The sequence below is a fragment of the Pseudomonas sp. Root401 genome (genome assembly GCF_001425105.1).
Lineage (GTDB): Bacteria > Pseudomonadota > Gammaproteobacteria > Pseudomonadales > Pseudomonadaceae > Aquipseudomonas > Aquipseudomonas brassicacearum.
In genome coordinates this window covers 1-22524 of sequence record NZ_LMDO01000011.1, presented here as the reverse complement: position 1 = coordinate 22524, position 22524 = coordinate 1, and the positions used below count along the sequence as shown (strand labels likewise).

Sequence of the window (22524 nt, the reverse complement as noted above, 5' to 3'; positions counted from 1 at the left end):
GTGCCGACTCCGCCTGCCAAACCGCCGCTGGCCGCAAACATGGGTGACAGTCCGGCACCCCTGTACGCCCGCGTCAAACAGATGATCACCCAGCAGATCGACAGTGGAAACTGGCCGCCGCATTACCGCGTGCCGTCGGAAAGCGAACTGGTCAGCCAACTGGGCTTCAGTCGCATGACCATCAACCGTGCGCTGCGGGAAATGACCGCCGACGGCCTGTTGGTGCGCATGCAGGGCGTCGGCACCTTCGTGGCCGAGCCCAAGAGCCAGTCCGCATTGTTCGAAGTGCATAACATCGCCGACGAAATCGCCTCCCGTGGCCATCGCCACACCTGCAAGGTCATCACCTTGGAAGAAGAGGCGGCCGGTTCCGAGCGGGCCCTGGCCCTGGACATGCGCGAAGGCCAGAAGGTGTTTCATTCGCTGATCGTGCATTTCGAGAACGACATCCCTGTGCAAATCGAGGACCGTTTCGTCAACGCACTGGTGGCGCCGGACTACCTCAAGCAGGACTTCACCGTGCAAACGCCCTACGCCTATCTGAACCAGGTCGCGCCGCTGACCGAAGGCGAGCATGTGGTCGAGGCGATCCTGGCCGAGCCGAGCGAATGCAAGTTGCTGCAGATCGAAAGGGGCGAGCCGTGCCTGTTGATCCGTCGCCGTACCTGGTCCGGACGCCAGCCGGTGACCGCCGCACGCCTGATCCACCCGGGCTCCCGTCACAGTCTGGAAGGGCGCTTTCATAAATGAGCCATTTGAAGGTTTTACGCGCGGCGGACTACCCACGCATGCCGTGGAAAAACGGTGGCGGCAGCACCGAAGAAATCACTCGCGATGCCGGAGCCGGCCTGGAAGGTTTCGGCTGGCGCCTGTCGATTGCCGATATCGGTGAGTCGGGCGGTTTTTCCACCTTCGCCGGTTACGAGCGGGTCATCAGTGTCTTGCAGGGGGACGGCATGACACTGAACGTCGATGGCCAAGTCACGCGGGCTTTGCATCCGCTGGACCCTTTTACGTTCAGCGGCGAGAGCCATGTGTTTTGCACATTGCTGGGCGGACCGATTCGCGACTTCAACCTGATCTACGCGCCGCAGCGTTACCGCGCGCGGTTGCAGTGGTTGGGCGGCCAGCAGCGGTTTTTCAGTGACGCGCAAACGGTACTGGTGTTCAGTGCCGCCCCGGGACTGGCTATCAAGATCGGTGAGTCCGCCGTGGACTTGGGCCTCTACGACTGTTTGCAACTGAGCGGTAACACCGGGTTGGTGGATGTCTCCACTCACGGTCAATGCTGCGTGATCGAGCTGACCGCCCGCTAAAGAAGTCCTGCGACAGCGCTTTTGTGGCGAGCTTGCTCCCGCTGGGCCTGTAGGAGCTGTGTAGGAGCTGTGTAGGAGCTGTCGAGTGCAACGAGGCTGCGATCTTTCCAAAGACACTTGAATCCCAAGCGAAAGATCAAAAGATCGCAGGCTTCGCCAGCTCCTACAAAAGCCCAGCGGGAGCAAGCTCCCTCGCCACAAAAGCTCACCTCATTGTTTCTTCCTTGCGCACCAACTTGTTACCGAACGCCCCAGCGTGGCGCAATACCACGCTTCTGTGACCCTCCGATTTCCCCCTCGAAAACCCTCTTAAAAAATTTCATGCCGCTCAGCAGGCCTTAAATCACAAGGCTTTCAGCCAATTCCCCAATCGTTTCTGAATATCGCCCCCAACAAGTTGGCCGCTTGATTGCATATGCTTGTACATACAAGTAAAGACGTATGCGTATGAGTCACCGATATTCAACGCAACGTTCGCTGAATCGCTGCCCACTGCCCGGGCTGGTCTGGATTGATCGCTGAGGAGTTTTTGCTGTGACCGACGCTACCCGCAAACCTGAAAAATACCGTGACGTTGAAATCCGTGCACCTCGCGGTAACACGCTGACCGCCAAGAGCTGGCTGACTGAAGCGCCGCTGCGCATGCTGATGAACAACCTCGACCCGGAAGTGGCCGAGAACCCCAAGGAACTGGTGGTCTACGGTGGCATTGGCCGCGCGGCACGCAACTGGGAGTGCTACGACAAGATCGTCGAAAGCCTGACCAACCTGAACGACGACGAAACCCTGCTGGTGCAATCCGGCAAGCCGGTGGGCGTGTTCAAGACCCACAGCAACGCCCCTCGCGTACTGATCGCCAACTCCAACCTGGTGCCGCATTGGGCCAGTTGGGAGCACTTCAACGAACTCGACGCCAAGGGCCTGGCCATGTACGGCCAGATGACCGCCGGCAGCTGGATCTACATCGGCAGCCAGGGCATCGTGCAAGGCACTTATGAAACCTTCGTCGAGGCCGGTCGCCAGCACTATGACTCCAACCTCAAGGGTCGCTGGGTCCTGACCGCCGGCCTGGGCGGCATGGGCGGTGCGCAACCCTTGGCCGCAACCCTGGCCGGTGCATGCTCGCTGAACATCGAATGCCAACAGGTGAGCATCGATTTCCGCCTGAAAACCCGCTACGTCGACGAGCAAGCCAAGGACCTCGACGATGCCCTGGCGCGCATCGAGAAATACACCGCCGAAGGCAAGGCGATTTCCATCGCGCTGTGTGGGAACGCTGCCGAGATCCTGCCGGAAATGGTCCGTCGTGGGGTGCGCCCAGACATGGTCACCGACCAGACCAGCGCCCACGACCCACTCAACGGCTACTTGCCGGCCGGCTGGACCTGGGACGAATACCGTGCCCGCGCCAAGACCGAACCCGCCGCCGTGGTGAAGGCCGCCAAGCAATCGATGGCCGTCCACGTCAAAGCCATGCTGGCCTTCCAGAAAATGGGCGTGCCGACCTTCGACTACGGCAACAACATCCGCCAGATGGCCCAGGAAGAGGGCGTCGAAAATGCCTTCGACTTCCCTGGTTTCGTCCCGGCCTATATCCGTCCGCTGTTCTGCCGCGGTATCGGCCCGTTCCGCTGGGCCGCGCTGTCGGGTGATCCGCAGGACATCTACAAGACCGACGCCAAGGTCAAGGAACTGATCCCCGACGACGCCCACCTGCACAACTGGCTGGACATGGCCCGCGAGCGCATCAGCTTCCAGGGCTTGCCGGCACGTATCTGCTGGGTTGGCCTGGGCCAACGCGCCAAGCTGGGCCTGGCCTTCAACGAGATGGTGCGCAGCGGCGAATTGTCGGCGCCGATCGTGATCGGCCGCGACCACTTGGACTCCGGTTCCGTGGCCAGCCCCAACCGTGAAACCGAATCCATGCAGGACGGTTCCGATGCGGTTTCCGACTGGCCGTTGCTCAACGCCTTGCTCAACACCGCCAGCGGCGCGACCTGGGTGTCGCTGCACCACGGTGGCGGCGTCGGCATGGGCTTCTCCCAGCACTCGGGCATGGTGATCGTCTGCGACGGTACCGATGAAGCGGCCGAGCGCATTGCCCGCGTGCTGCACAACGACCCGGCCACGGGCGTGATGCGTCATGCCGATGCCGGTTACCAGATCGCCATCGATTGCGCCAAGGAACAGGGGCTGAACTTGCCGATGATTACCGGGTAGGAGCTGGCGAAGCCTGCGATCTTTTGATCTTGGTCTCGATCTTTCGCTTGAGATTCAAATGTCAGGGGAAAGATCGCAGCCTCGTTGCACTCGGCAGCTCCTACAGGGGCGTTATCCAGTAATCAGAACAATCCACAGAGGTTGAACCATGGCTGTCACCAGCACACGTGCAAGCAGCAAGCCGTTGATCGAGAAACGTTCGATCGACTACATCCCGGAGACGGAGAGACACGGCCGATTGTTGAGCCAGTTCACCCTCTGGATGGGGGCCAACCTGCAAATCACGGCAATTGTCACCGGCGCATTGGCGGTGGTGCTTGGCGGTGATGTGTTCTGGTCGTTGATCGGTTTGCTGATCGGCCAACTGCTCGGCGGTGGCGTCATGGCGCTGCATGCCGCGCAAGGGCCCAAGCTTGGCCTGCCGCAGATGATCTCCAGCCGGGTGCAGTTTGGTGTGTATGGCGCGGCCATCCCGATCGTGCTGGTGTGCCTGATGTACCTGGGTTTCACCGCAACGGGAACCGTGCTTTCCGGTCAGGCGCTGGGCCAGTTGTTTGGCGTCAGCGACAGTGTCGGCATCCTTATTTTCGCCAGTGTCATCGTGCTGGTCACGGTGCTCGGTTATCGGGTGATTCACTTCATTGGCCGTGTCGCCAGCATCCTTGGTGTGATCGCCTTTGTTTACCTGTTCGCTCGCCTGATGAGCCAGACGGACGTTGGCGCACTCTTGCAAATCCGCCATTTCAGTTGGAGCAGTTTCCTGCTTGCGGTGTCGCTCGCGGCATCCTGGCAGATCGCCTTCGGCCCCTACGTGGCGGACTATTCGCGTTACCTGCCGAGCAAGACTTCTTCGGTGAAAACCTTTTTTGCCGCGGGCGCCGGTTCAGTCATCGGCGCACAGGTGGCGATGATCCTCGGCGTGTTTGCCGCCGCATCGGCCAATGGGCAGTTCGCCGGTCACGAAGTGGCCTACATCGTGGGCCTGGGGGGCACCGGTGCCACCGCTGCGCTGCTGTACTTCAGCATCGCATTCGGCAAGGTCACCATTTCCACGCTCAACTCCTACGGCAGCTTCATGTGCATCGCGACCATCATCAGCGGTTTTCGTGGTCACCTGAACGTAACGCGCCTGCAGCGCCTGATCTTCGTGCTGGTCATCGTCGGCGCTGCGACGCTGGTCGCGCTGCTCGGCCAGCACTCGTTCCTCGGTGCGTTCAAGTCCTTCATCCTGTTCTTGCTGGCGTTCTTTACGCCTTGGAGCGCGATCAACCTGGTGGACTACTACTGCATCACTCGCGAGCGCTATGACGTGCCGGCACTGGCCGACCCGAACGGTCGCTACGGTCGTTGGAACGCCCTCGGCATCAGCGTCTATGCCTTCGGCGTCCTGGTTCAACTGCCGTTTATCGCCACCAAGTTCTATACCGGTCCGCTGGTGGCAGCCATGGGTGGTGTGGACATTTCCTGGATCATCGGCCTGGTGGTTCCGGCGGCGCTGTATTACGTCGTCGCCAAGAAGTGGCACAGCGCTGTACCCGATCAATTGATCCTGCCGATCGAGCAGGACACGGTTGACGCACAACCGAGCAGGGCGGGCCGCATCCAAGCGGTCTGATGGGACGTTGACAGGGCTGGATGCCTATTGACTGCCGTAAGCCAATCCAACTGATTAGGAGCGTCACATAATGAAGTCGAACAAGACCCTGCTGACCACATTGCTTTCCATGGGCCTGCTGGCCAGCGCCGGCGCCACACAAGCGGCGGGTTGGTGCGAGTCGGGCAAACCGGTGAAGTTCGCCGGCCTGAATTGGGAAAGCGGCATGTTGCTGACCGACGTCCTGCAAGTGGTGCTGGAAAAAGGCTACGACTGCAAGACCGACAGCCTGCCAGGTAACTCCATCACCATGGAAAACGCCCTGAGCAGCAACGACATCCAGGTGTTCGCCGAAGAGTGGGTCGGCCGCAGTGAGGTCTGGAACAAGGCCGAGAAGGCCGGCAAGGTGGTTGGCGTCGGTGCCCCGGTCGTGGGTGCCATCGAAGGCTGGTACGTGCCGCGCTACGTGGTGGAAGGCGACGCCAAGCGCAAGCTCGAAGCCAAGGCACCAGGCCTGAAGAACATTGCTGACCTGGGCCAGTACGCTGCCGTGTTCAAGGACCCGGAAGAACCGTCCAAGGGCCGCTTCTATAACTGCCCGGCTGGCTGGACCTGCGAGCTGGACAACAGCGAAATGTTGAAAAGCTATGGCCTGGAAAAAACCTACACCAACTTCCGTCCAGGCACCGGCCCGGCGCTGGATGCAGCGGTGCTGTCGAGCTACAAGCGCGGCGAGCCGATCCTGTTCTACTACTGGTCGCCAACGCCGCTGATGGGCCAGGTGGACCTGGTGAAACTGGAAGAAAAACCAGGCGTGGATAAAAGCGTGAGCATCAAGGTCGGCCTGTCCAAGACCTTCCACGACGAGGCTCCGGAACTGGTGGCGGTGCTGGAAAAGGTCAACCTGCCGATCGATATCCTGAACCAGAACCTCGGGCGCATGGCCAAGGAGCGGATCGAGTCGCCGAAACTGGCGAAGATCTTCCTGAAGGAACATCCTGAAGTCTGGCACGCCTGGGTAAGCGAAGACGCTGCCAAGAAAATCGACGCGGCTCTGTAGGTCGAATACTTCCCGGCCAACCGTGGGGCTGGCCGGGACGTTCACCGCATCCACTTGATCGAGAGTCTCTTATGTTTCCCGAAAGCTTTACCTTCTCCATCGCCGATTGGGTCAACGGTTGGGTCGACTCCCTGGTGACCAACTATGGCGATGTGTTCAGGCACATCTCCGACACGCTGCTGTGGGCCATCGTCAATCTCGAAGGCCTGCTGCGCATGGCGCCCTGGTGGCTGATGCTGGCCATCGTCGGCGGCATCGCCTGGCACGCCACCCGCAAGGTCGTCGCCACGGCGGTGATCGTCGGCCTGCTGTTTCTGGTGGGCGCGGTGGGCCTGTGGGACAAGCTGATGCAGACCCTCGCCCTGATGCTGGTGGCGACGCTGATCTCGGTGTTGATCGGCATTCCGCTGGGCATTCTCTCGGCACGCAGCAATCGCCTGCGTTCGGTGCTGATGCCGCTGCTGGACATCATGCAGACCATGCCGAGCTTCGTGTACCTGATTCCGGTGTTGATGCTGTTCGGCCTGGGCAAGGTCCCGGCGATTTTCGCCACGGTGATCTACGCCGCGCCGCCACTGATTCGCCTGACTGACCTTGGCATCCGCCAGGTGGATGGCGAAGTGATGGAAGCCATCAACGCCTTTGGCGCCAACCGCTGGCAACAGCTGTTCGGCGTGCAACTGCCCCTGGCCCTGCCGAGCATCATGGCCGGGATCAACCAGACCACCATGATGGCCCTGTCGATGGTGGTCATCGCCTCGATGATCGGCGCCCGTGGCCTGGGTGAAGACGTGCTGGTGGGCATCCAGACCCTCAACGTCGGACGCGGCCTGGAAGCCGGGCTGGCGATCGTGATTCTCGCCGTGGTCATCGACCGCATTACCCAGGCCTATGGTCGTCCTCGGCATGAGGTGAGCAAATGAGCAACGCAGCCATCAGCAAGATCGAAGTCAAGAATGTCTTCAAGATTTTCGGCAATCGCTCCAAGGAAGCCCTGGAGCTGATTCGCCAGAACAAGACCAAGGACCAGGTGCTGGCCGAAACCGGCTGCGTGGTCGGCGTTAACGACTTGTCGCTGAGCATCGGCACCGGTGAGATTTTCGTGATCATGGGCCTGTCCGGTTCCGGCAAGTCCACGTTGGTGCGCCATTTCAACCGGCTGATCGATCCTACCAGCGGCGCGATCCTGGTGGACGGTGAAGACATCCTGCAACTGGACATGGACGCCCTGCGCGAATTTCGCCGGCACAAGATCAGCATGGTGTTCCAGAGCTTCGGCCTGCTGCCCCACAAGAGCGTGCTGGACAATGTCGCCTATGGCTTGAAAGTGCGCGGCGAGAGCAAGCAGGTGTGCGCCGAACGGGCGTTGCACTGGATCAACACCGTGGGCCTGAAAGGCTACGAGAACAAATACCCGCACCAGCTTTCCGGCGGCATGCGCCAGCGCGTCGGCCTGGCCCGGGCCTTGGCGGCGGACACCGACATCATCCTGATGGACGAAGCCTTCAGCGCCCTCGACCCGCTGATCCGCGCGGAAATGCAGGACCAGTTGCTGGAACTGCAAAAGACCCTGCACAAGACCATCGTCTTCATCACCCACGACCTCGACGAGGCCGTGCGCATCGGCAATCGCATTGCGATTCTCAAGGACGGCAAGCTGATCCAGGTCGGCACGCCTCGGGAGATCCTGCACTCGCCGGCGGATGAGTATGTCGATCGGTTTGTGCAACGGCGGGCGGCGGTGGTGTAAGACCGGACTCCGTTGTGGAGAGGGGATTTACCTGTGGGAGCAAAGCTTGCTCGCGATGCAGGCGCCTCGGTTCCAAAGAGACCGCGTTGCTTTTATCGCGGGCAAGCCTTGCTCCCACAGATAAATCCCCACGCCACAAATGTTATTGGCAACTTTAATGTGCATGAGGCTTTAAATGTCCCAGGCTGAAAAAATCGTAATCACCGGTGCCCCGCTGCGCTGGCAGGAGGTCGTCGCCGTCGCCCGCTTTGGCGCTGTGCTCGAGCTATCGACTGAGACTTGGGCGCGGATCGACAATGCCCAGGCCATCGTCCAGCGCATCGTCGCAAGCGGCGAGCGCGCCTATGGCGTCAATACCGGCCTGGGGGCCTTGTGCAATGTTTCGCTCAAGGACGAACAACTCAGCCAACTGTCGCGCAACACCTTGCTCAGCCATGCCTGTGGCGTTGGTGCGCCGCTTTCTGATGAGCAAACCCGGGCGATTATCTGCGCCGCTATCCTCAACTACAGCCAAGGCAAGTCCGGCATCCACCGCCGGGTGGTCGAAGCGCTGCTGGCGCTGCTCAATCGCGGCATCACGCCGCAAGTGCCGTCCCAGGGTTCGGTGGGTTACCTGACCCACATGGCCCACATCGGCATCGCGCTGCTGGGCGTCGGCCAGGTCAGCTATCGCGGGCAAATAATCCCGGCGCAACAGGCCCTGGCCGCAGAGGGCTTGCAACCGGTGCAACTGGGGGCCAAGGACGGTTTGTGCCTGGTCAACGGCACGCCGTGCATGACCGGCCTGAGCTGCCTGGCCCTGGCCGATGCGACGCGGCTGCTGCAATGGGCCGATGTGATCGGCGCCATGAGCTTCGAGGCCCAGCGCGGGCAGATTGCCGCGTTCGATGCCGACGTCATCGCCCTTAAGCCGCACCCGGGCATGCAGCAGGTCGGGAGCAATTTGCGAGCACTGCTGGATGGCAGCGAAGTCATCGCCGCGAGCCTGGGCATTCGCACCCAGGACGCCTTGAGCATCCGCTCGATTCCCCAGGTTCACGGCGCGGCTCGCGACCAGTTGGCCCACGCCCGGCAACAGATCGAAACCGAACTCAACGCGGTGACCGATAATCCGCTGCTGCTGGGTACGCCGGAGAACTTCCGGGTCATGTCCCAGGCCAATCCCCACGGCCAGTCGGTGGCGCTGGCGGCAGATCTGCTGGCGATTGCCATGGCTGAGATCGGCTCCATCGCCGAGCGTCGCCTCGACCGCTTGATCAACCCCCACGTCAGCGGCCTGCCGGCCTTCCTGGTGGCCAACCCCGGGGTGAACTCGGGGATGATGATCGTGCAATACGTCGCCGCGTCGCTGTGCGCGGAAAACAAGCAACTGGCGCAACCGGCGGTGCTCGACAATTTCGTCACCTCCGGGTTGCAGGAAGACCATCTGAGCATGGGCACCAACGCGGCCCTGAAGCTGCACCGGGCGCTGGAAAACTGCACGCAGATCCTCGCCATCGAATACCTGCTGGCGGCCCAGGCCTTTGAGTTTCTCAAGGCCCAGCGTTTCGGCGCCGGCACCGACATCGCCTGGAAACTGCTGCGCGAGCGCGTCCCGGCCTATGACCAGGATCGCTGGCTGGCGCCGGACATCGCCAGTGCCGCCGGCCTGCTCAAAGACCCGAACGTGCTGCACAACGTATTACCGAATTTGAATTGATCAAAAAAGCGCCAGCGTGCCAAGGCACCTCTTGCCCACAAGGCATCGCCCAAAAAGCGAAGGTGACGGATAACGGAACATTCCGGAGCGACTGGCGGGTGAAAACAAAACTCTCAAAAGGAGCAATACATGACTGCCTTAAACCTGATTCCCGGCCAATTGAGCCTGGCTCAATTGCGTGACATCTATCAGCAACCCGTGACCTTGAGTCTCGACGCCAGCGCGTCGGCGCAGATCGAAGCCAGTGTTGCCTGCGTTGAGCAGATCCTTGCCGAGAACCGCACCGCCTACGGCATCAACACCGGTTTCGGCCTGCTGGCCTCGACCCGTATCGCCAGCGAAGACCTGGAAAACCTGCAGCGCTCCCTGGTGCTGTCCCATGCCGCCGGGGTGGGCGAGCCAATCAGCGATGCGCTGGTGCGGCTGGTCATGGTGCTCAAGGTCAACAGCCTGAGCCGGGGTTTTTCCGGCATCCGTCGGCAGGTGATCGATGCGCTGATTGCGCTGATCAATGCCGAGGTCTACCCGCACATTCCGCTCAAGGGTTCGGTCGGTGCGTCCGGTGACCTGGCGCCCCTGGCCCACATGTCCCTGGTGCTGCTGGGCGAAGGCAAGGCCCGCTACAAGGGCGAATGGCTGCCGTCCGTCGAGGCGCTGAAAGTGGCTGGCCTCGCGCCGCTGACCCTGGCCGCCAAGGAAGGCCTGGCGCTGCTCAACGGCACCCAGGTCTCCACCGCGTTTGCCCTGCGTGGCCTGTTCGAAGGCGAAGACCTGTTTGCCGGTGCCCTGGCCCTGGGCGGCCTCACGGTGGAAGCGGTGCTCGGCTCGCGTTCGCCATTCGATGCACGCATCCATGCCGCCCGTGGCCAGAAAGGCCAGATCGACGCCGCCGCGGCCTACCGCGATCTGCTGGGCGAGCGCAGCGAAGTTTCCGATTCGCACCAGAACTGCGACAAGGTCCAGGACCCGTACTCCCTGCGCTGCCAACCGCAAGTGATGGGCGCCTGCCTGACCCAGTTCCGCCAGGCCGCCGAGGTGCTGGTGATCGAGGCCAACGCGGTGTCGGATAACCCGCTGGTGTTCGCCGCCGAGGGCGACGTGATTTCCGGCGGCAACTTCCACGCCGAACCGGTGGCGATGGCGGCCGACAACATGGCCTTGGCGATTGCCGAGATTGGCTCTCTGAGCGAGCGACGCATTTCGTTGATGATGGACAAGCACATGTCGCAACTGCCGCCGTTCCTCGTGGCCAATGGCGGGGTGAACTCCGGCTTCATGATTGCCCAGGTCACCGCTGCGGCCCTGGCCAGTGAAAACAAGGCGCTGTCCCATCCCCATTCGGTGGACAGCCTGCCGACGTCGGCCAACCAGGAAGACCACGTTTCCATGGCCCCGGCTGCCGGCAAGCGTCTGTGGGAAATGGCCGAGAACACCCGTGGAATCCTCGCGGTGGAATGGCTCGCGGCCTGCCAGGGGCTGGACCTGCGCGGCGGCTTGAAGACCTCCGCGAAGCTGGAACGGGCCCGTGGCCTGTTGCGTGCGCAAGTACCGTTTTATGAGAAGGACCGCTTCTTTGCGCCGGACATCAATGCGGCCAGTGAATTGCTGGCGAGTCGGTGCCTGAACGAATTGGTCACGGCGCAGTTGTTGCCGAGCCTGTAAGGCTGACCCGATCGTTCCCACGCTCTGCGTGGGAACGCCTCATGGGACGCTCTGCGTCCCGCTCTAGGAAGGACGCGGAGCGTCCCTGACTGCATTCCCACGCGGAGCGTGGGAACGATCTGACGGAGGACGTCAATGAAAACCCTCTGGCAAAACTGCCACGCCGCCACCATGGCCCAGGGCGTCTACTCGATCATCGAAGACGCCGCCATCGTCACCCAGGGCGAGCACATCCAATGGATCGGCCCGCGTGCCGAATTGCCGACGGGTGACTACCCGGCGGTCAACGACCTCAAGGGCGCCTGGGTCACGCCAGGGCTGATCGACTGCCACACCCATGCGGTATTCGGTGGCAACCGCAGCGGTGAGTTCGAACAGCGCCTGCAAGGCGTCAGCTATGCCGAGATCGCCGCCGCCGGTGGCGGCATCGCCAGCACCGTGCGCGCCACCCGCGCCGCCAGTGAAGAGGAACTGTTCGCCAGCGCCGCCAAACGCCTGGGAAGCCTGATGCGCGATGGTGTGACCACGGTGGAAGTCAAATCCGGCTACGGCCTGGACCTGGCCAGCGAGCGCAAGATCCTGCGGGTCATCCGCCGCCTCGGTGCCGAACTGCCGGTCAGCGTGCGCAGCACTTGTCTGGCGGCCCACGCCTTGCCGCCGGAATACAAGGATCGCGCCGACGACTACATCGAGCACATCTGCACCGAGATGCTGCCGGCCCTGGCGGCCGAAGGACTGGTGGATGCGGTGGATGCCTTTTGCGAATACCTGGCGTTTTCCCCGGCGCAGGTCGAGCGGGTGTTTATCGCCGCGCAACAACTTGGGCTGCCAGTGAAGCTGCACGCCGAGCAGTTGTCATCCCTGCACGGTTCAAGCCTGGCGGCGCGTTACCAGGCGCTGTCGGCCGATCACCTGGAGTTCATGACCGAGGACGATGCCAAGGCCATGGCCGAATCCGGCACCGTGGCGGTGCTGTTGCCGGGCGCGTTTTATTTCCTGCGCGAAACCCAACTGCCGCCCATGGATGCCTTGCGCAAGCACGGTGTGAAAATCGCCGTGGCCAGCGACCTCAACCCCGGCACCTCGCCGGCGTTGTCGTTGCGCCTGATGTTGAACATGGCCTGCACCTGTTTCCGGATGACCCCGGAAGAAGCCCTGGCGGGGGCGACGATTCATGCGGCCCAGGCCTTGGGCATGGCTGACACCCACGGTTCGCTGGAAGCTGGCAAGGTCGCGGATTTTGTCGCCTGGCGCATCGACCGCCCAGCCGACCTGGCGTACTGGCTCGGTGGCGATCTGGAAAAACGCGTCGTGCGTCACGGCGTTGAAATCGATTGAGGAGAATGGTTGTGGAGAAGGTCCTGAATTTCAAGCAAGGGCGCGTGCCGCTGTTGATCAGCATGCCTCACGCCGGCCTGCGCCTGACCCCGGCGGTACAGGCCGGGTTGATCCCCGAGGCCCAGAGCCTGCCAGACACCGACTGGCACATCCCAAGGCTCTACGAGTTTGCCGCCGAGCTGGGCGCCAGCACCCTGGCCGCGGAGTACTCGCGGTTCGTCGTCGACCTGAACCGCCCCTCCGATGACAAGCCGATGTACGTCGGCGCCACCACCGGTTTGTACCCGGCGACGCTGTTCGATGGCGTGCCGCTGTTTCGCGAAGGGCTGGAGCCGTCGGCCGAGGAGCGGGCGACATATCTGCAACAGGTCTGGATGCCTTACCACCAGGCGCTGCAGCAGGAACTGGCGCGACTCAAGGCCGAGTTCGGCTATGCCTTGCTGTTCGATGCCCATTCGATCCGTTCGGTGATCCCGCACCTGTTCGACGGCAAGCTGCCGGACTTCAACCTCGGCACGTTCAACGGTGCCAGTTGCGACCCGACCCCGGCCAGCCAGCTCGAAGCCATCTGCGCCCGTCACGGTCAGTTCACGCATGTGCTCAATGGGCGGTTCAAGGGCGGACACATCACCCGGCACTACGGCAACCCGGCCGAAGACATCCACGCGGTGCAACTGGAACTGTGCCAGAGCACCTACATGGAAGAGTTCGAACCGTTCAACTATCGCGCGGATTTGGCGGCGCCGACTCAGGTGGTGCTCAGGGAACTGCTGGAAGGCTTCCTGGCGTGGGGACGGCAGGCTTACAAGAAATAAAGATCTAGTCATGACTCCTGTGGCGAGGGGACTTATCTGTGGGAGCAAAGCTTGCTCGCGATACAGGCGCCGCTGTTTCAGAGAGATCGCGTTGTTTTCATCGCGGGCAAGCCTTGCTCCCACAGTCTCCCTCGCCACAAGTTTATGTACTCTGATTCCTTGGAATGGGAACTGTCGCCACCGTGCAAAACCGAGTCGCCACAGTTCATCTTGACGCCCTCGGCGCTGCGTAATGTTTTGGGCACGGTGCAGCAAGACACCGACCTACAATAATCCGCTGCCGCACGACACCTTCCCGATGAAAAGACTGTTCAAACGCTGTCTGTCGATCCTCTGCGGTACCACCCTTTTGAGCGCCGGGGCGATGGCCGCCGAGCCGGCGTCGTGCCAGACCGTGCGCATGGGCGTGGTCAACTGGACCGACGTGATCGCCACCAGCGGCATGGCCGATGTGTTGCTCACCGGGCTGGGCTACGACAGCAAGCAGACCAGCGCCGTCCAGCAGATCATCTTCGCGGGTATCCGCGACAAGCGTCTCGACATCTTCCTGGGCTACTGGAAGCCGGCGATGGACAAGAATATCGCGCCGTTCCTGGCGGCCAACCAAGTGAAGGTATTGGACAAGCCGAGCCTGGCCGACGCCCAGGCCACCCTGGCTGTTCCAGACTATGTGGCGGCGGCGGGGCTCAAGACCTTTGCCGATATCGCCCGGTTCAAGGATCAGCTCGGTGGCAAGATCTACGGGATCGAGCCGGGCAGCGGTGCCAACACCACCATCAAGACGATGATCGAAACCAACCACTTCGGCCTCAAGGACTTCAAGCTGATCGAGTCCGGTGAGGCGGGCATGCTGGCCGCGGTGCAGCGGGCGGTGAATCGCAAGGAGTTCGTGGTCTTCGTCGGCTGGACCCCACACCCGATGAACATCAACATGAACATCACCTACCTGACCGGCAGCGAGGATGTCTATGGTCCGAACGAAGGCGCCGCGACCGTCTCCACCGTCACCGCGCCGGACTATGCCCAGCGCTGCCCGAACGTGAGCCGGTTGTTGGAAAATCTCACCTTCACCGCCGCCCAGGAGAGTCAGTTGATGGTGCCGATCATGGAGCGCAAGACGCCCCAGGACGTCGCCCGGCAATGGTTGCGCGATCATCCCGAGGATTTGCAGAAGTGGCTGGCCGGAGTCACCAGCTTCGACGGCAAGGATGGCGTGGCGGCGATGCAGGCCAGTCTCAAGAATTGACCTGCCTGGCTGTGGCGGGGTGATTTATCTGTGGGAGCAAGGCTTGCCCGCGATAGCGATGTGTCAGTCGACATAACGATTGGATGTACCACTGCCATCGCGGGCAAGCCTTGCTCCCACATTTCAATAGGTGGTGTTCTTCATGGCCTCATATCCACTCTCAGAACAGATGTCAGCCTTCATCGACCAGACCCTGAGCTTCAGCAGCCCGAACGACAGCCTCGCCAGTTCGCGCCAGGCCTATAGCCAAATGTGCCGGGCGTTCACCCCGCCATGCCCGCCAACGCTGGCAATCGAGGATTTCGAGCTGGCCGGTGTGGCTGTGCGCGCCTATCACCCCCTGGGCGCCGCGCCACCCGCTGGCTGGCCGTGCATCCTCTATCTGCACGGCGGTGGCTGGGTGGTGGGGGACCTGGACTCCCATGACTTCATCTGCATGGAGCTGGCGGCTGCCCTTGATGCGCTGGTGGTGGCGGTGGATTATCGGCTGGCGCCAGAGCATCCGTTTCCAGCCGGGTTGGACGATTGCCTCGCCGTTTGGCGCCATCTGGCAGCCGCGCCCTTTGCCATCGACCCCCGTCGGCGGCTGGTGGTCGGTGACAGTGCCGGCGGCAATCTCGCCGCTGCGTTATGCCTGGTCTTGCGCGATGCCGGGCAAGCGTTGCCCCGGGCCCAGGTGCTGATCTATCCGGCGCTCGGTGGCCCGGCGGCACTGCCATCGCGCCGTGAGTGTGCCGATGCGCCGCTGTTGAGCAGCCAAGACCTGGACAGCTATCACGCGCTGTACCTGGGCGACGTTGCACCCTCTCCCTGCGCCATGCCGTTGCTCGCCGAGCACCTGGACGGCTTGCCACCAGCGCTGATCGCCGTGGCGCAATGGGACCCGCTGCGCGACGATGGCGTCCTTTATAGCGAGCGGCTGAACGCCGCAGGGGTAGCCTCTGTGTTGTACATGGGCGAAGGGTTGGTCCACGGTTGCCTGCGCGGTCGGGGCCAGGTGCCGGAGGTCGATCAGATGTATCGCACACTGCTGGCGTACCTGGCTGACATGCTTTGACCGTGCAGGGGACATGCTCATTAAGGTAATTCGGGTTTATGATGCCGGACGGCAGACTAAATAGACGTCCCCACAGGGATGACTCGACCCCTTACGGAGCGCGCAATGCAGACTTTGTACCCGCAGATCAAACCCCATGCCCGGCACGATCTGGCTGTCGATGACACCCACACGCTCTATGTCGATGAAAGCGGTTCCCCGGAAGGCCTGCCGGTGGTGTTCATTCACGGCGGCCCGGGTGCTGGCTGCGATGCACAGAGCCGCCGCTACTTCGATCCGAACCTGTACCGCATCGTCACTTTCGACCAGCGCGGCTGCGGTCGGTCCACCCCCCATGCCAGCCTTGAGAACAACACCACCTGGGATCTGGTCGAAGACCTGGAGCGCATCCGCAAACACCTGGGTATCGAGAAATGGGTACTGTTTGGCGGCTCCTGGGGCTCGACCCTGGCCCTGGCCTACGCCCAGACTCATCCCGAGCGGGTACACGGCCTGATCCTGCGTGGGATCTTTCTCTGTCGGCCGCAGGAAATCGAGTGGTTCTACCAGGCCGGCGCCAGTCGCCTGTTCCCCGACTATTGGCAGGACTATATCGCACCGATCCCCTTGGACGAGCGCGACGACCTGCTCAGCGCTTTCCACAAGCGCCTGACCGGTAACGACCAGATCGCCCAGATGCATGCGGCCAAGGCCTGGTCCACCTGGGAAGGTCGCACCGCGACCCTGCGTCCGAACCCGCTGGTGGTCGATCGCTTCTCCGAGCCGCAGCGGGCGCTGTCGATCGCCCGGATCGAATGCCACTACTTCACCAACAACGCCTTCCTCGAACCCAACCAGTTGATTCGCGACATGGGCAAGATCGCCCATTTGCCGGGCGTCATCGTGCATGGCCGCTACGACGTCATCTGCCCGCTGGACAATGCCTGGGAACTGCATCAGAACTGGCCCAACAGCGAACTGCAGGTGATTCGCGACGCTGGCCACGCCGCCTCGGAGCCGGGGATCACCGACGCACTGGTGCGCGCCGCTGCGCAAATGGCCCGGCGCCTGCTCGACCTGCCGCCTGAAGAAGCATGAAGGGGCTGTTGCAACGAGTTCGCTGCGCGCGGGTCGAAGTATCAGGCGAGATCGTCGGCGCCGTGGATCAGGGCTTGCTGGTGTTGGTGGCCGTCGAGCCCGGGGATACCCGGGCCAGCGCCGACAAACTCCTGCATAAGCTGCTTAACTATCGAGTGTTCAGCGACGCCGACGGCAAGATGAACCTGTCCCTGGCGGATGTCGGTGGTGGGTTGCTGCTGGTGTCGCAGTTCACCTTGGCGGCCGACACCAAAAGTGGTTTGCGCCCGAGTTTTTCGACAGCCGCACCTCCGGCCCAGGGAGAAGAGTTGTTCAACTATTTGCTCACCCAGGCAAAACAGGTGCATGGCACTGTGGCATCAGGTAGATTCGGCGCCGACATGCAGGTGCATTTGGTCAATGATGGCCCGGTAACCTTCCTGTTACAGGTCTGAAAGCGTTTGAAACATCTTTTCGGGCCTGTTTCGAGGCAAAACTGGGAGTTTTCTCGATAAATACTTTGCTACCCCTGATGCGTTGTCACGCGGGCTACTAGATAATCGCGCGCTACGGGGGATCAGCGTTCGCTGGTCCATTTGACTTAGGTAGAGACTTGTCCTGGACCGTTTGGGGAATCATTTTGTCCCATCGGAGTCGGAACAATGCTCGCCAACTTGGCAAGAGTGGTCCGCAGGAACGGTTTTTCAGTGCCGTTACCGTGCAGATACTTTATCTGGCCGTTGGTTTTTTGATCAGTTTTCGGCGAGGGTTGCTCGTGATTGTTAGTCCCTGTAATGCACCAAAAATGACTGCCAAACGGTTTAGAAACGCCCTGGTAGCGGGCTCGGCCCTGCTGTGCCTGTTCGGCGCGGGCCAACTGTGGGCATTCAGCCTGGATGATGTATCGGCGAAGGCTCAAGAACTGGCCGGGCAGAAGTTCGAAGCCCCGCGCAGCAATTTGCCGAACGAATTCCGCGAAATGAAATTCGCCGATTATCAGAAAATCCGTTTCCGCACCGAAAAAGCCGAATGGGCCGACCAGAAGACCCCGTTCCGGTTGTCCTTCTATCACCAGGGCATGCATTTCGACACGCCGGTGAAGATCAACGAAATCACCGCGACCACCGTCGACGAGATCAAGTACGACCCGACACGTTTCGATTTCGGCGATGTTAAGTTCGATCCCAAGGCCACCGAACAGCTGGGCTACGCGGGTTTTCGCGTGTTGTACCCGATCAACAAGGCCGACAAGCAAGACGAAATCATGACCATGCTGGGCGCGAGTTATTTCCGCGTCATCGGCAAGGGCCAGGTCTACGGCTTGTCCGCTCGTGGCATGGCCATCGACACCGCGTTGCCATCCGGCGAGGAGTTCCCGCGCTTTCGCGAGTTCTGGATCCAGCGTCCGAAACCGACCGACAAGCATCTGGTGATCTTCGCCCTGCTGGACTCGCCACGGGCAACGGGTGCTTATCGCCTGACCGTGCGTCCGGGCACCGACACCGTTGTCGACGTGAAATCACGGGTGTTCCTGCGTGATCGCGTCAACAAGCTGGGCATCGCCCCGTTGACCAGTATGTTCCTGTTCGGCGCCAACCAGCCGTCCAAGGTGCTGAACTACCGTCGCGAGCTCCACGATTCCAGCGGCCTGTCCATCCATGCCGGCAACGGCGAGTGGATCTGGCGTCCGCTGAACAACCCGAAACACTTGGCCGTGAGCAACTTCTCGGTGGAAAACCCGCGTGGTTTCGGCTTGCTGCAACGGGGTCGTGACTTCAGCCACTATGAAGACCTGGATGACCGTTACGAAAAACGCCCAAGTGCCTGGATCGAACCGAAAGGCGATTGGGGCAAGGGTACTGTCGATCTGGTCGAAATTCCGACCGCCGACGAAACCAACGACAACATCGTTGCGTTCTGGAGCCCGGAAAAACTGCCTGAGCCTGGCCAGCCGCTGGACTTCGCCTACCGTCTGCATTGGACGCTCGATGAAGCCAACCTGCACTCGCCAGACAGCGCCTGGGTCAAGCAGACCCTGCGTTCCACCGGTGACGTGAAGCAGTCCAACCTGATCCGCCAGCCTGACGGTAGCGTTGCCTACCTGGTGGACTTCGAAGGCCCGTCCCTGCAAGCCCTGCCGGAAGACGCCGAGGTGCGTAGCCAGGTGAGCGTCGGCGACAACGGCGAGATCGTCGAGAACAGCGTGCGCTACAACCCTGAGACCAAGGGCTGGCGCTTGACCCTGCGACTGAAGATCAAAGACCCGAAACAGGCCACCGAAATGCGTGCGGCGCTGGTTCGTCCATTGACCCCTGTCGAAGCCCCGGCCGCCTCGCATTCCGCGACTACGACCCTGGCCAAGGCTGACAAGATCGCTCGCCAGCAGACTGAAGAAAAAGAACTCGCGAAAGAAAAAGCGAAAGACGAAGCCAAGGCCGTCAAGGCGGCGGACGCCGCTGTTGAACCGACTCCAACCCCGCAGGAACCGGAACCGACTGAACAAGTCCTGACCGAGACCTGGAGCTATCAGTTGCCAGCCGATGAGTAATACTCCAGTACAGCCAGAGACGCTCAGCGAGTACCTGGCCCATTTGCCCATGACCGACGAGCAGCGCGCCGAACTGGCGGGCTGCAAGTCCTTCAGCGAATTGCACGAACGCCTGTCCTCATCGACCTTCGACGCGCCCGCCGAGGCGGCGCAAGCCTCGGTGGGCCGCCGGCTGACCCTGAGCACCGCCGAGGAGCTCGAGGACGCCGAAATGCTGGGGCTCGACACCAGCGGTCGGGTGTGCCTGAAAGCCACGCCGCCGATTCGTCGGACCAAGGTCGTACCGGAGCCGTGGCGCACCAATATCCTGGTGCGTGGCTGGCGGCGCCTGACCGGTCGTACCAACCCGCCGAAGCCGCCCAAGGATGAGCGCGTACTGCCACATGCACGCTGGCGTACCGTGGGCTCGACCCGTCGCTACATCCTGCTGATATTGATGCTCGGCCAGACCATCGTCGCCGGCTGGTACATGAAAGGCATCATGCCGTACCAGGGCTGGTCGTTCGTGGACCTGGAAGAAGTCCTGCATCAACCGCTGTTGCAGACCGCCACGCAAGTACTGCCGTATGCGCTGCAAACCAGCATCCTGATTCTCTTCGGGATCCTGTTCTGCTGGGTTTCGGCGGGTTTCTGGACGGCGCTGATGGGCTTTCTCGAATTGCTCACCGGTCACGACAAATACCGCATCTCCGGTGCCAGCGCCGGCAACGAGCCGATTCCCAAGGACGCCCGCACCGCGCTGGTGATGCCGATCTGCAACGAAGACGTGCCACGGGTATTCGCCGGTTTGCGCGCCACGTTCGAGTCGGTGGCCGCCACCGGTGACCTGGATCGTTTCGACTTCTTCGTGCTCAGCGACAGTAACGAAACCGATATCTGCGTGGCCGAACAACAGGCCTGGCTGGACGTCTGCCGTGAAGCCGGTGGTTTCGGCAAGATCTTCTATCGCCGCCGTCGCCGGCGCGTGAAGCGCAAGAGCGGTAACCTCGACGACTTCTGCCGTCGTTGGGGCAGCGACTACAAGTACATGGTCGTGCTCGACGCCGACAGCGTCATGAGCGGTACGTGCCTGACCAGCCTGGTGCGCCTGATGGAAGCCACGCCGGACGCCGGCATCATCCAGACCGCGCCACGTGCTTCGGGCATGGACACGCTGTATGCGCGCATGCAGCAGTTCGCCACCCGGGTGTACGGTCCGCTGTTCACCGCCGGCCTGCACTTCTGGCAGTTGGGTGAGTCCCACTACTGGGGCCACAACGCGATCATTCGCATGAAGCCGTTCATCGAGCACTGCGCCCTGGCGCCGCTGCCCGGTAAAGGCGCGTTCGCCGGTGCCATCCTGTCCCACGACTTCGTCGAAGCTGCGCTGATGCGCCGTGCCGGCTGGGGCGTGTGGATTGCCTATGACCTGCCGGGTAGCTACGAAGAGCTGCCGCCGAACCTGCTGGACGAACTCAAGCGTGACCGTCGCTGGTGCCACGGCAACCTGATGAACTTCCGGCTGTTCCTGGTCAAGGGCATGCACCCGGTGCATCGTGCGGTGTTCCTCACTGGCGTGATGTCCTACCTGTCGGCGCCGCTGTGGTTCTTCTTCCTGGTGCTCTCCACGGCGCTGCTGGCGGTGAACACGTTGATGGAGCCGCAGTACTTCCTCGAGCCGCGCCAACTCTATCCGTTGTGGCCACAATGGCACCCGGAGAAAGCCATCGCCCTGTTCTCCACCACCATCGTGCTGCTGTTCCTGCCCAAGCTGCTGAGTATCGTACTGATCTGGGCCAAGGGCGCGAAGGAGTTCGGTGGCAAGTTCAAGGTGACGCTGTCGATGCTCCTGGAGATGCTGTTCTCCATGCTGCTGGCGCCGGTGCGGATGATTTTCCACACCCGTTTCGTGCTCGCCGCATTCCTGGGCTGGGCTGCAACCTGGAACTCGCCACAGCGTGACGACGACTCCACGCCGTGGAGCGAAGCGGTCAAGCGCCACGGTCCGCAAACCTTGCTGGGCTTCTTCTGGGCCTTGCTGGTGATCTGGCTGAACCCGAGCTTCCTGTGGTGGCTGGTGCCGATTGTCGGTTCGCTGATGCTGTCGATTCCGGTATCGGTGATTTCCAGCCGCGTGGGCCTGGGCTTGAAGTCTCGTGATGAAAGCCTGTTCCTGATCCCTGAGGAATACGCACCGCCACAGGAACTGCTGTCGACGGACCAGTACACCCATGAAAACCGTTGGCATGCGCTCAAAGACGGTTTCATCCGGGCGGTGGTCGATCCGCAACAGAACGCCTTGGCGTATGCGTTGGCAACCTCGCGTCACGGCAAGGCCGAGCCGATCGAATGGCTGCGGGTCGAACGTGTTCGTCACGCCCTGAAGGCCGGCCCTGCCGGTCTCAGCAACGCCGAGCGACTGGCCCTGCTGAGCGACCCGGTGGCCCTGTCCCGCCTGCATGAGCAGGTCTGGAGCGAGGGGCATCCCGAGTGGCTGGCGGCGTGGCGTGAGTCGGTCAAGGCCGATCCTCATGCACCGTTGCTGCCGCTACAGCCGGTGAGCGTACAGCCTCAACTGGCCTGATACGCAAAAAGCCCCGCTTCTGGAAGGAAGCGGGGCTTTTTGTTGGGCGCTATTTCAGTATTTGAGCGCTATCCGTGGCGAGGTCAGGACTGTGTATTGACGTTGTCCAGTACCCGATTCGCCAACAAACCAATGGTTGACGCTCCTTGATTGATGGAGCCGCCAGACATCGCTGCTAAACGAAAAGGGTGGCGACTGTGCGCGGGTTAGCAGACCAGGAATCAAGGAACCCGGCGCACCGAAGTGCCCCATGCACAGCCGCCATAAAGCGGACCTGCGTGCCTTGATATTGTGCCGAGCTGATAAACCCGATCGCTGAACTGACAGCGACCTGCAAACGTTAGAGCCCAGGGCCAAGGCGCACAAGCCGGCGGATTCTGGCGTAGTTGTAGGCGATGGCGCAAGGCTGTGTAGCCCTGTGCTGAAGGGCTGATTTTTGTGTGTATATCCGTTATTTAGGTAACGGCTGTTTACGGTTCCGCTCTTACAGCCAGCCCTTTCAAGGTCTTTGATAAAATCCCACAAAACTCCAGTCAGGGTGACGAAAGCAATGTGGGCAGAAGTTCTAGCGCGGTTTGAGAAAAAAGCACCGGCCAGTGT

Annotated in this window: 17 protein-coding genes; all 17 read left to right on the top strand. The window is 61.8% G+C overall.

The features are described from left to right. The first annotated feature begins 39 nt into the window (after positions 1–39). A complete protein-coding gene (hutC, locus tag ASC85_RS09470) occupies positions 40–750 on the top strand; it encodes a histidine utilization repressor (protein WP_170845945.1) in 711 nt (236 codons plus the stop codon). Further along, complete coding sequence (locus ASC85_RS09465) at positions 747–1316, top strand: HutD/Ves family protein (RefSeq protein WP_057449129.1); 570 nt, start codon at positions 747–749, stop codon at positions 1314–1316. Before hutC ends, ASC85_RS09465 begins: the two co-directional genes overlap by 4 nt. Positions 1317–1850: 534 nt before the next feature. Continuing rightward, the gene (gene hutU, locus ASC85_RS09460) at positions 1851–3536 is read left to right on the top strand and encodes a urocanate hydratase (RefSeq protein ID WP_057449128.1); all 1686 of its coding nucleotides are present in this window, start codon (positions 1851–1853) and stop codon (positions 3534–3536) included. Positions 3537–3684: 148 nt separating this feature from the next. Then, positions 3685–5151 carry a purine-cytosine permease family protein gene (locus tag ASC85_RS09455; protein ID WP_057449127.1) on the top strand — a complete coding sequence of 489 codons (1467 nt, stop codon included), beginning with the start codon at positions 3685–3687 and terminating at the stop codon, positions 5149–5151. Between the two features lie 70 nt (positions 5152–5221). After that, entirely contained in the window at positions 5222–6190 is a 969-nt protein-coding gene (locus ASC85_RS09450; protein ID WP_014336129.1) for an ABC transporter substrate-binding protein, read from the top strand. Positions 6191–6261: 71 nt separating this feature from the next. Continuing rightward, on the top strand, positions 6262–7113 hold the full coding sequence (locus ASC85_RS09445; protein WP_003196893.1) for an ABC transporter permease: 852 nt from the start codon (positions 6262–6264) through the stop codon (positions 7111–7113). Continuing rightward, a complete protein-coding gene (locus ASC85_RS09440) occupies positions 7110–7940 on the top strand; it encodes a quaternary amine ABC transporter ATP-binding protein (RefSeq protein WP_050586211.1) in 831 nt (276 codons plus the stop codon). The genes ASC85_RS09445 and ASC85_RS09440 overlap by 4 nt, the downstream gene beginning before the upstream one ends. Positions 7941–8115: 175 nt before the next feature. Next, positions 8116–9639, top strand: coding sequence for a histidine ammonia-lyase (gene hutH, locus ASC85_RS09435; protein ID WP_057449126.1), 1524 nt, complete (start codon positions 8116–8118; stop codon positions 9637–9639). Positions 9640–9768: 129 nt separating this feature from the next. Then, positions 9769–11301, top strand: coding sequence for a histidine ammonia-lyase (gene hutH / locus ASC85_RS09430; protein ID WP_057449125.1), 1533 nt, complete (start codon positions 9769–9771; stop codon positions 11299–11301). 135 nt (positions 11302–11436) lie between these two features. Further along, a complete protein-coding gene (hutI, locus tag ASC85_RS09425) occupies positions 11437–12639 on the top strand; it encodes an imidazolonepropionase (RefSeq protein ID WP_057449124.1) in 1203 nt (400 codons plus the stop codon). Positions 12640–12650: 11 nt separating this feature from the next. Continuing rightward, complete coding sequence (gene hutG, locus ASC85_RS09420) at positions 12651–13454, top strand: N-formylglutamate deformylase (protein WP_057449206.1); 804 nt, start codon at positions 12651–12653, stop codon at positions 13452–13454. A 298-nt stretch (positions 13455–13752) separates the two neighbouring features. Next, entirely contained in the window at positions 13753–14700 is a 948-nt protein-coding gene (locus ASC85_RS09415; protein ID WP_057449205.1) for a choline ABC transporter substrate-binding protein, read from the top strand. A gap of 142 nt (positions 14701–14842) precedes the next feature. Next, complete coding sequence (locus ASC85_RS09410; protein WP_057449123.1) at positions 14843–15757, top strand: alpha/beta hydrolase; 915 nt, start codon at positions 14843–14845, stop codon at positions 15755–15757. Positions 15758–15862: 105 nt separating this feature from the next. Beyond that, entirely contained in the window at positions 15863–16834 is a 972-nt protein-coding gene (gene pip, locus ASC85_RS09405; protein ID WP_003196909.1) for a prolyl aminopeptidase, read from the top strand. Further along, positions 16831–17268 (top strand): D-aminoacyl-tRNA deacylase, encoded by a 438-nt coding sequence (gene dtd / locus ASC85_RS09400; RefSeq protein ID WP_057449122.1) that lies wholly within the window; start codon positions 16831–16833, stop codon positions 17266–17268. The genes pip and dtd overlap by 4 nt, the downstream gene beginning before the upstream one ends. Before the next feature lie 350 nt (positions 17269–17618). Continuing rightward, positions 17619–19361, top strand: coding sequence for a glucan biosynthesis protein G (locus tag ASC85_RS09395; protein ID WP_236712340.1), 1743 nt, complete (start codon positions 17619–17621; stop codon positions 19359–19361). After that, on the top strand, positions 19354–21924 hold the full coding sequence (gene mdoH, locus ASC85_RS09390) for a glucans biosynthesis glucosyltransferase MdoH (RefSeq protein WP_057449121.1): 2571 nt from the start codon (positions 19354–19356) through the stop codon (positions 21922–21924). Before ASC85_RS09395 ends, mdoH begins: the two co-directional genes overlap by 8 nt. Positions 21925–22524 lie beyond the last annotated feature (600 nt).

Bases quoted from the DNA above. Each gene is read 5' to 3' on its own strand.
- hutC (WP_170845945.1), top strand. From the start codon at position 40: ATGGGTGACAGTCCGGCACCCCTGTACGCCCGCGTCAAACAGATGATC.
- ASC85_RS09465 (WP_057449129.1), top strand. From the start codon at position 747: ATGAGCCATTTGAAGGTTTTACGCGCGGCGGACTACCCACGCATGCCG.
- ASC85_RS09455 (WP_057449127.1), top strand. From the start codon at position 3,685: ATGGCTGTCACCAGCACACGTGCAAGCAGCAAGCCGTTGATCGAGAAA.
- ASC85_RS09450 (WP_014336129.1), top strand. From the start codon at position 5,222: ATGAAGTCGAACAAGACCCTGCTGACCACATTGCTTTCCATGGGCCTG.
- ASC85_RS09445 (WP_003196893.1), top strand. From the start codon at position 6,262: ATGTTTCCCGAAAGCTTTACCTTCTCCATCGCCGATTGGGTCAACGGT.
- ASC85_RS09440 (WP_050586211.1), top strand. From the start codon at position 7,110: ATGAGCAACGCAGCCATCAGCAAGATCGAAGTCAAGAATGTCTTCAAG.
- hutH (WP_057449126.1), top strand. From the start codon at position 8,116: ATGTCCCAGGCTGAAAAAATCGTAATCACCGGTGCCCCGCTGCGCTGG.
- hutH (WP_057449125.1), top strand. From the start codon at position 9,769: ATGACTGCCTTAAACCTGATTCCCGGCCAATTGAGCCTGGCTCAATTG.
- hutI (WP_057449124.1), top strand. From the start codon at position 11,437: ATGAAAACCCTCTGGCAAAACTGCCACGCCGCCACCATGGCCCAGGGC.
- ASC85_RS09415 (WP_057449205.1), top strand. From the start codon at position 13,753: ATGAAAAGACTGTTCAAACGCTGTCTGTCGATCCTCTGCGGTACCACC.
- ASC85_RS09410 (WP_057449123.1), top strand. From the start codon at position 14,843: ATGGCCTCATATCCACTCTCAGAACAGATGTCAGCCTTCATCGACCAG.
- pip (WP_003196909.1), top strand. From the start codon at position 15,863: ATGCAGACTTTGTACCCGCAGATCAAACCCCATGCCCGGCACGATCTG.
- dtd (WP_057449122.1), top strand. From the start codon at position 16,831: ATGAAGGGGCTGTTGCAACGAGTTCGCTGCGCGCGGGTCGAAGTATCA.
- ASC85_RS09395 (WP_236712340.1), top strand. From the start codon at position 17,619: ATGACTGCCAAACGGTTTAGAAACGCCCTGGTAGCGGGCTCGGCCCTG.
- mdoH (WP_057449121.1), top strand. From the start codon at position 19,354: ATGAGTAATACTCCAGTACAGCCAGAGACGCTCAGCGAGTACCTGGCC.